This is a genomic window from Synechococcus sp. R3-13 (assembly GCF_047462195.1).
Taxonomy (GTDB): Bacteria; Cyanobacteriota; Cyanobacteriia; order Thermostichales; family Thermostichaceae; genus Thermostichus.
Genome location: NZ_JANSIO010000499.1, coordinates 3,443 through 3,655 on the forward strand (window position 1 = coordinate 3,443; position 213 = coordinate 3,655).

A 213-nucleotide genomic window follows, 5' to 3' on the forward strand; every position below is an offset into this window, starting at 1 on the left:
GGCTGGGCTTAACCCTCTGGCAGCGATCCTTTGAGGTCGTGAATACCGAATGGCTACGCTGGTGTGATCGGGAGGGGCAGGTTTTGCCCACCGGCGAAGAAAAGGCTGCTCTGGAACAACAGCGCGCTGAGGCAGAACGCCAACGGGCCGAAGCCCTTTTGGAGCTGCTGCGTTCCCACGGCAAAGGACTCCGTCCCGCTAACGCGAAAGGAC